At 65.2% G+C, this 8,249-nt stretch carries 8 protein-coding genes; 6 read left to right on the top strand and 2 right to left on the bottom strand.

Going from position 1 to position 8,249, the window contains the following annotated elements; all coding sequences use genetic code 11:
* From BM194_RS19030 to pcaQ, 3 genes are all read left to right on the top strand, one after another.
* A partial coding sequence (locus tag BM194_RS19030) for an aldehyde dehydrogenase (protein WP_092850198.1) occupies window positions 1-1,400 on the top strand: 1,400 nt, incomplete at its 5' end.
* A 111-nt stretch (window positions 1,401-1,511) separates the two neighbouring features.
* Window positions 1,512-2,519 carry an alpha/beta fold hydrolase gene (locus BM194_RS19025; RefSeq protein ID WP_092850195.1) on the top strand — a complete coding sequence of 336 codons (1,008 nt, stop codon included), beginning with the start codon at window positions 1,512-1,514 and terminating at the stop codon, window positions 2,517-2,519.
* A gap of 152 nt (window positions 2,520-2,671) precedes the next feature.
* Window positions 2,672-3,595: a pca operon transcription factor PcaQ gene (gene pcaQ, locus BM194_RS19020; RefSeq protein ID WP_092850201.1), complete on the top strand. Its 924-nt coding sequence runs from the start codon at window positions 2,672-2,674 to the stop codon at window positions 3,593-3,595.
* A gap of 61 nt (window positions 3,596-3,656) precedes the next feature.
* Here pcaQ and msrQ read toward each other — a convergent pair whose 3' ends face one another.
* Together msrQ and msrP are read right to left on the bottom strand one after the other, a co-directional pair.
* Complete coding sequence (gene msrQ, locus BM194_RS19015; protein WP_092850193.1) at window positions 3,657-4,286, bottom strand: protein-methionine-sulfoxide reductase heme-binding subunit MsrQ; 630 nt, start codon at window positions 4,284-4,286, stop codon at window positions 3,657-3,659.
* Window positions 4,286-5,290 carry a protein-methionine-sulfoxide reductase catalytic subunit MsrP gene (msrP, locus tag BM194_RS19010; protein WP_092850190.1) on the bottom strand — a complete coding sequence of 335 codons (1,005 nt, stop codon included), beginning with the start codon at window positions 5,288-5,290 and terminating at the stop codon, window positions 4,286-4,288. Before msrP ends, msrQ begins: the two co-directional genes overlap by 1 nt.
* 227 nt (window positions 5,291-5,517) lie before the next feature.
* Between msrP and pcaH the strand changes: the two genes are divergently transcribed.
* The 3 genes from pcaH to BM194_RS18995 all read left to right on the top strand — a co-directional run bounded on the left by pcaH (window position 5,518) and on the right by BM194_RS18995 (window position 8,210).
* Entirely contained in the window at window positions 5,518-6,252 is a 735-nt protein-coding gene (gene pcaH, locus BM194_RS19005; RefSeq protein WP_092850187.1) for a protocatechuate 3,4-dioxygenase subunit beta, read from the top strand.
* A gap of 10 nt (window positions 6,253-6,262) precedes the next feature.
* Window positions 6,263-6,898 (top strand): protocatechuate 3,4-dioxygenase subunit alpha, encoded by a 636-nt coding sequence (pcaG, locus tag BM194_RS19000; protein WP_092850184.1) that lies wholly within the window; start codon window positions 6,263-6,265, stop codon window positions 6,896-6,898.
* A 211-nt stretch (window positions 6,899-7,109) separates the two neighbouring features.
* On the top strand, window positions 7,110-8,210 hold the full coding sequence (locus BM194_RS18995; RefSeq protein WP_092850182.1) for a branched-chain amino acid aminotransferase: 1,101 nt from the start codon (window positions 7,110-7,112) through the stop codon (window positions 8,208-8,210).
* Window positions 8,211-8,249 lie beyond the last annotated feature (39 nt).

The raw sequence follows: 8,249 nt of genomic DNA, 5'->3' as shown, positions 1-8,249 counted from the left end.
CTGCCACCTTCGAGCGCGCCAACCCGCTGAGCGGCGAGACCGTCACCCAGGCGGCCGCCGCTTCGGTCGAGGATGCCCAGGCGGCGGCCGACGCCGCGGCCTGCGCCTTCCCGGCCTGGTCGAAGACCGGCCCCGGCGAGCGGCGCATGGCCCTGCTCAGGGCCGCCGAGCGCATGGAAGCCCGCCAGGCCGAGTTCATCGAGCGCATGGTCGACGAGACCGGCGCCACGCCGGGCTGGGCCGGCTTCAACGTGATGGTGGCCGCCGGCATGCTGCGCGAGGCCGCGGCCCTGACCACCCAGATCAACGGCGACATCATCCCGTCCAACGTGCCCGACAACCTGGCCATGGGCGTGCGCGTGCCGTGTGGCGTGGTGGTGGGCATCGCGCCGTGGAACGCGCCGATCATCCTCGGCACCCGGGCCATCGCCACGCCGCTGGCCTGCGGCAACACGGTGATCCTCAAGGCCTCGGAGCAGTGCCCGGCGACCCATCACCTGATCGGCGAGGTGCTGGTCGAGGCGGGCCTCGGCGACGGCATCGTCAGCGTGATCACCAACGCACCGGCCCAGGCCGCCGAGGTGGTCGGCGCGTTGATCGACCACCCCGCAGTGCGGCGCATCAACTTTACCGGGTCCACCCAGGTGGGGCGGATCATCGCCGAGCGTGCGGCGCGCCAGCTCAAGCCGGTGCTGCTCGAACTGGGTGGCAAGGCGCCGTTCGTGGTGCTCGACGACGCCGACCTGGACGCCGCGGTCGAGGCAGCCGCCTTCGGCGCGTTCTTCAACCAGGGCCAGATCTGCATGTCCACCGAGCGCCTGATCGTCGCCGATGCCGTGGCCGATGCCTTCGCCGACAAGCTGGCGACCAAGGCCGCCAGCCTACGCGCCGGGGACCCGTGTGGCGAGGGCAATGCGCTGGGCACGCTGATCAACCGCGAATCGGGCGAGAAGCTCAATGCGCTGATCGACGATGCCGTGGCCAAGGGTGCCCGCCTGGCCTCGGGTGGCAAGGCCGACGGCGTGATCATGCAGCCGACTTTGATCGACGGCGTGACCGACGCCATGCGCCTGTACCGCGAGGAGTCCTTCGGGCCGGTGGTGGCGATGATGCGCGTGGCCGACGAGGCCGAGGCGATCCGCGTGGCCAACGACAGCGAGTACGGCCTGTCGGCAGCGGTGTTCAGCCGCGACACGGCACGGGCGATGCGCGTGGCCGGGCAGATCGAGTCGGGCATCTGCCATATCAATGCGCCGACCGTGCACGACGAGCCGCAGATGCCGTTCGGCGGGGTCAAGGCCAGCGGTTACGGGCGCTTCGGCGGCAAGGCGGGGATCGAGGCGTTCACCGAGCTGCGCTGGATGACGATGCAGCTCGGCCCGCGCCATTACCCGATCTGAGCGTGGCGCGGGGAGATTACGCGCTGATGAAGGAGTGTGCCTAAGCTGACGGCAGGCCTCGCATCTGGCGAGGCCTTTCTTTCCGATACGTCGTCATGCTCAGGAGTCGTTATGGACAACTCACGCTCTCGCAAGTCGTCGGGCCTCGGCCGGTTGGCCCTGTGGGGTACGGTCGCCTGGTTTGCCTATGCCGCCTATCAGAAACGCCAGACCCTCAAGGCGCGCCGCTCAGGGACCGATGACATGCCCGTCGCACCGGCGCTCTCCCGCAGCGCGCTGGTGGAAGGTATCCTGATGCGCTGGGAAGAGCACGGCGAACGGTCGCCCGGCAAGCTGCCCATCGTCATGGTGCATGGCATTCCAACCAACCCCCGGCTGTGGCGCTACGTGATCCCGCAACTCGAGGAAACGGGGACCCCCCGGCTGGCCTGGGAAATGGTCGGTTACGGCTATTCGATCGACGAAGGGCTGGGACGAGCCATCTCGATTCCCGCCCAGGCGGAGTATCTGCAGCTCTGGCTCGAGGCTCAGGGCATCGAGCGTGCGGTGTTCGTCGGCCATGATGTCGGCGGCGGCGTGCTTCAGGCACTGCTTGCCGCGCATCCCGAGCGCTTTGCCGGCCTGGTGTTGGTGGACTCGGTGGCCTTCGACAACTGGCCGGTGCCGATGATGAAGCTGGTGCAGCAGAGCCATTCGCTGGTCGACATGCTGCCCCCGGGCGTTCTCAAACCTTTGTTTCACACCGGCATCCGGGATCTGGGTCATGACGATGCCGGGCGCGGCGAGGAATCTGCGGCGCTGTTGTGGGAGCCTTACAGCCGCCCGACGGGGCCGGCCGGCTTCGCCAACCAGGCGCGATACCTGCATGCTGCCGATACGATGGAGGCTGCCACACGCCTGGCAACCCGGCCGGAACTGCCGGTGCGCATCGTCTGGGGCGAGAAGGATCCGTTGAGCGTCGACTCGGCGCAGCGACTGGCCATGCTGCTCGGTGCGCCCGGCGTCGAGGTAATTCCCGGTGCCCGGCACTTCAATCCCGAGGACCATCCGGATATCGTTGCCGAGGCGATCCGCCAGGTACTCGCCAATGTGACGGGTAGCCCGCCACGCCTGCCCTGAAACCGCCCGATGGGGCGTTCGCCGTGGGGTGGGCCTTCGCTCATTGATGACAAGGAACACGGTATGACGCCCCGCCCCTTGATTGGCGCAGGCAATCTGGAAAGTCCAGGCATTGCCTTGCTGGCCATGCGACAACCGCCGACGCGATGACCATGCTCAGCCCCAGGATCAAGTTGCGCCACCTGCAAGCCTTTCTGGAAGTCGCCCGCCAGCGCAGTTTCGCCCGGGCGGCCGATACCCTGGCCATTACCCAGCCGGCCATGTCCAAGACCATTCGCGAACTGGAAGAGGCCGTCGCCGCATCGCTGTTCGAACGCGGCCCGCGAGGGGTGACGCTCACGCCCTCGGGCATGGCCTTGCTGCGCCATGCCGGGCCGGCAATCAACCTGCTCCAGGAGGGACTGGCCGCTGTTCGCCAGCCGGCAAGCGGCGAGGCAGTGGTGCGAATTGGCGCACTGTCGACGGTGGAGGAGGGGCTGCTGCCGCAGGCCGCTCAGGCACTGCATGAGCGCTTTCCCGACATACGTCTTAAGGTGCATTCGGGGCCGAGTGCCTACCTCCTGTCGCAACTCGGGCTGGGGGAGCTGGACCTGGTCCTCGGGCGCATGAGCGAGGCGCGGGAGAGCCGGGGGTTCAGCTTCGAGCATCTTTACCACGAGCCGCTGGTGCTGATGGCTCGCGCCGGGCATGCCCTGGCGTGCCTGACACGTGCGCAGTTGAGTGCCGATCTACTGGGCGACTACCCGTGGGTGGTGCCACCGGCGCCGACCACACTGCGCGAGCAGGTCGAACGTTTCTGGGTCGAGCAGGGTGGCCCGCCGCCGCCCGTAACACTGGAAACATTGTCATTGACCTTGAGCCGCCGCTACGTACAGCGCACCGACGCGCTATGGGTCGCGCCATTGGACGCCGTGCGCAGCGATCTGGCCGAAGGGAGTCTGGTGCGTCTGCCCGTCGATATCGAGGCGCATGGCGGCTCGGTCGGGGTGTGCATCAATGCCACCCGGGCCCTGTCGCCGGCGGCGGAGCGGTTGATCGAGCAGTTGCGGGACCTGGCGGGCCAGCGCGACCCCTGAGCGTTGCCTGAAAGCTGGCTGCGCTCGCCAGCTCTTCAGTCAATGCTTTGATTGAACGGTGTCAGGCGCGGGCGCGCTTCGGTCGCCCGCCGAATCGCGGCAGGCGCTGGGCGACAGCAGGCAGGCGCAGCAGCATCAGTCCCAGGCCGACCGCGGCATAGCCGCTCCACTCTGCAAGGTCGGCACGCACCACCCACAGGAAATGCAGCAGTACCAGGCACAGCGCGGCGTAGACCCATTTATGAAGCGACTTCCAGCGCTTGCCCAGCTTGCGCATGGCGTAGCGGTTGGAGGTCACGGCCAGGGCCAGCAGGATCAGCAGGGCCAGCGCCCCGACGATGATGTAAGGTCGCTTTTGCAGGTCCTCGCCGAGCGCCGTCCAGTTGAGACCGAGGATGAACAGCAGGTAGCTGAGCAAATGCAGTGACGCGTAGCTGAACGTCCACAGGCCGAGTTGGCGACGGATCACGCTGAAGCCCTTCCAGCGCGTCAGCTTCGTCAACGGCGTCAGGCTCAGCGTGCACAGCAGCAGAACCAGTGCCCCCTGGCCAAGGTTGAGCAACAGGTAGCGTCCGGGCTCGGGGCCGGCGGCGCCGACGGCAACGTGGTACGACCACCAGCCGATCGGCGTCAGCGCAGCCGCGAAGACCAGCAGGCGCCAGGCGAAGATATGTCGGGGTTGTGCTGCCATCAGTAATGCTTCCGTAAATCCATGCCCTGATAAAGACTCGCGACCTCCTCGGCATAGCCATTGAACATCTGCGTGTCGATGACGTTGGGGCTGAACAGGCTGTTGGGCAGGCGCCGCTCGGTGGCCTGGCTCCAGCGCGGGTGGTCAACCTCGGGATTGACGTTGGCGTAGAAGCCGTACTCGTTGGGTGCCAGCATGTTCCACGATGTCTTGGGCTGGGATTCGACCAGCGAGATGCGCACGATCGACTTGATGCTCTTGAAACCGTATTTCCAGGGCACCACCAGACGCAGCGGGGCGCCGTTCTGGTTGGGCAGCACGCGCCCGTACATACCGACCGCCAGGAAGGCGAGCGGATGCATCGCCTCGTCCAGGCGCAGGCCTTCACGGTAGGGCCAGTCGATCAGTCCGAAGCGTGAGGCCTGACCGGGCATCTGCTTGGGATCCTCTAGGGTCTCGAAGTAGACATACTTGGCCTTGCCGGTAGGTTCGGCGCGCTTGATCACCTCGGCCAGCGGAATGCCCAGCCAGGGAATCACCATCGACCAGGCCTCGACGCAGCGTAGCCGGTAGATGCGCTCCTCGAAGCGGCTCGGCGTGATCAGGTCCTCGAGCGCGTACTGGCCGGGTTTGCCCACCTCGCCGTCGACAGTCACCGACCACGGCACGGTCTTGAGCTGGCCGGCGCGGCGTGCCGGATCGCTCTTGTCGCTGCCGAACTCATAGAAGTTGTTGTAATGGGTCGCATCATCGGACGGCGTGATCTTGTCTTCGGCCGTGATCGCGTTCCAGCGGGTGTCGCCCAGCTTGGCCTCGAACCACTCGGGCCCCTTGGCCTTGGCGACATCGTCATAATCGGGGCCTGCCCAGGCGGCACGCGGCAGACTCGCTGCCAACCCGAGCCCGGCGACACCGCCGAGGAACTTGCGGCGCGACAGGTAGATCGACTCGGGAGTGACGTCGTTCTCGCCCAGGGTCAGGTGATTGCGTGGTTTGATCAGCATGGCATGCTCCGGCAGGAGAAGGCGTTTCCAGTCACTGACCACCGGCTCGGAAAATAGTTGCGGTGTTGTAGGTTGGATGCGTCGAGTGCGTCAATACGCCGTCACTCGGCCAGGCAGGATGTGTCATAACCTATAGGTTATGTGGGCTAGGTGACTTTTCACTTGGTTAATCTTCTCCGTGGGCGACAATGTGCCGCATAACAAAGGCACTGAAAGGAGATAACCCCATGCCTCTCAACAAGGGCAAGCGTTTCGTCGAGCGCGATCGCTCCTGGCATCCCGTCGCCTATACCCCCGGTTACAAGACCGCCGTGGCCCGCTCGCCCAGCCAGCCGCTGGTCAGCCTGCAATCGCCATCGATTTCCGAGGTCAGCGGGCCCGACTTCCAGCATCTGCGCATGGGCTCGCATGACAACGACCTGCTGCTCAATTACCGCGAGGGCAAGGGGCAGGATGGCCTGCCGGTAGGCGAGCGTATCATCATGTTCGGTCGTGTTACCGACCAGTTCGGCAAGCCAGTGCCGCACACCTTGGTCGAGATGTGGCAGGCCAATGCCGGTGGCCGTTATCGCCACAAGAAGGATCAGTACCTGGCGCCGCTCGATCCCAATTTCGGCGGGGTAGGCCGCTGCCTGACCGACGAGGATGGCTGGTACCGTTTCCGCACCATCAAGCCCGGCCCGTACCCGTGGCCGAATGGCATCAACACCTGGCGCCCGTCGCACATCCATGTCTCGGTGATGGGGCCGTCGGTCTCCACGCGCCTGATTACCCAGATGTACTTCGAGGGCGATCCATTGATTCCGATCTGCCCGATCGTACGCACCCTCAACGACCCGGAAGCCGTGCAGACCATGGTCGGCCGTCTCGACATGGCGCATAGCCGGCCGATGGATTGCCTGGCCTATCGCTTCGATATCGTGACGCGTGGCGAACTGCAGACCTATTTCGAGAACGTGTGAGGGGAATGTCATGAAACAGCCGAATTCAACGCCGACCACCGACCTCATGCTGCGCGAGACCGCCTCGCAGACCGCCGGCCCATACGTGCACATCGGCCTGGCCCTGAGTATTGCCGGTCTGCCCCCGCGTCAGGAAGAAATCTGGAGCCGCATGGCCACCCCTGAGGCCGACGGTCAGCCCATCGAGGTGGTGGGCAGCGTGATCGATGGTAATGGCGATCTGGTGCGGGATACCTTCATCGAAGCCTGGCAGGCCGACGCCCACGGCGAGTACCAGTGCGATTTCGATCTCGAGAAGCCGTTCAACAGCTTCGGGCGTAGCGCAACCACGGTGGAATCCGGTGGCGAATGGTCGCTGACCACCGTCAAGCCGGGGATCGTCAATGCTGCCAACGGCAAGCCCATGGCACCGCACATCAACCTGGCGGTGTTCGCCCGTGGTATCAACATGCAGTTGAATACCCGGATGTACTTCGAGGACGAAGCCGAGGCCAACGCGGCCTGCCCGATTCTCAATGCGGTGGAATCCGAAAGCCGGCGCCGGACGCTAATTGCCCGGCGCGAGGAAAGCGAGGATGGCAAGGTACGCTATCGCTTCGACATTCGCCTCCGTGGCGAAGGCGAGACGGTGTTCTTCGACTTCTGAGCGCGATGGCGAAATGCGCTGACACGCGCCACGGCCGGCCGGTCGTGGCGCGTTTTTGCATGGCAGGAGAGGTTGATCGGCGAGCCTGTTAGCCTGCTTGCTGAATGCGGCAACGGACTTTCTCGCCACGAAGTATTCGTGTCATGATTAGCGCCTATACCGCACGCCGAATTTCAGCGTTTCCGCCATTCTGCACTGGAGAGCGATACCCGTGGCCACAGCAGGCTTTAGCTTGATTCCGAATGCCAACCCGACCGATGCCCGCGTGCGCGAGGAAATCCTGGCCAATCCCGGTTTCGGCCGTTTCTTCACCGATCACATGGCGCACGTGCGTTGGACGGCGAGCGACGGCTGGCACAACGCCGAGGTACGTCCCTACGGCCCGCTGACACTGGACCCCGCCGCCTCGGTGCTGCACTACGCTCAGGAAATCTTCGAGGGCATCAAGGCCTACCGCCATGCGGACGGCTCGGTGTGGTCCTTCCGCCCAGAGAAGAACGCCGCACGCTTTCGTGCCTCGGCGCGTCGGCTGGCCCTGCCGGAACTCGATACCGAGACGTTCATCGGTTCGCTGAAGGCACTGGTCGCCCAGGACATCGGCTGGGTACCGACTCCGGGAAGCGAGGCCGACGAATCGAGCCTGTACCTGCGTCCGTTCATGATCGCCAGCGAGAAATTCCTCGGCGTGCGGCCGTCCAAGGAAGTCGACTATTACGTCATCGCCTCGCCGGTCGCATCCTACTTCAAGGGTGGCATCAAGCCCGTGTCGATCTGGCTCTCCTCGACCTATAACCGCGCCGCACCCGGCGGTACCGGCTTCGCCAAGTGCGGCGGCAACTATGCGGCATCGCTGGCTGCCCAGAAGGAAGCCGAGGCCCACCAGTGCGATCAGGTCGCCTTCCTGGATGCCGTGGAGAACAAGTGGGTCGAGGAACTTGGTGGCATGAACCTGTTCTTCGTGTTCAAGGACGGGCGCATCGTGACTCCGGCATTGACCGGCACCATCCTCGAGGGCGTGACCCGCGATTCCGTGCTGCAACTGGCCAAGGATGCCGGGCTCAAGCCCGAAGAGCGCCCGATCAGCATCGACGAGTGGCGCGAGGGGGCAGCTTCCGGCGAGATCTCCGAGGTCTTTGCCTGTGGTACGGCCGCCGTCATCACGCCAGTCGGCCAACTGGTCGGCGAAAACGAGCGCATCACCTGTACCGCCGAGAATGGCGGCGAGGTCGGCCGCTCTTTGCGCAAGCAACTGCTGGATATCCAGTACGGCCGTAGCGAGGACACCCATGGCTGGCTGACGCGCCTGGCCTGACTATCCTCAGACGCAATCGACAAAAGACGCCGCCACCCG

The organism is Modicisalibacter xianhensis, from assembly GCF_900113605.1.
Lineage (GTDB): Bacteria > Pseudomonadota > Gammaproteobacteria > Pseudomonadales > Halomonadaceae > Modicisalibacter > Modicisalibacter xianhensis.
This window is presented reverse-complemented; position numbering and strand designations above follow the sequence as displayed.

Excerpts from the sequence above, each read along its gene's own strand:
- BM194_RS19025 (WP_092850195.1), top strand. The coding sequence starts at position 1,512 with ATGGACAACTCACGCTCTCGCAAGTCGTCGGGCCTCGGCCGGTTGGCC.
- pcaQ (WP_092850201.1), top strand. The coding sequence starts at position 2,672 with ATGCTCAGCCCCAGGATCAAGTTGCGCCACCTGCAAGCCTTTCTGGAA.
- msrQ (WP_092850193.1), bottom strand. The coding sequence starts at position 4,286 with ATGGCAGCACAACCCCGACATATCTTCGCCTGGCGCCTGCTGGTCTTC.
- msrP (WP_092850190.1), bottom strand. The coding sequence starts at position 5,290 with ATGCTGATCAAACCACGCAATCACCTGACCCTGGGCGAGAACGACGTC.
- pcaH (WP_092850187.1), top strand. The coding sequence starts at position 5,518 with ATGCCTCTCAACAAGGGCAAGCGTTTCGTCGAGCGCGATCGCTCCTGG.
- pcaG (WP_092850184.1), top strand. The coding sequence starts at position 6,263 with ATGAAACAGCCGAATTCAACGCCGACCACCGACCTCATGCTGCGCGAG.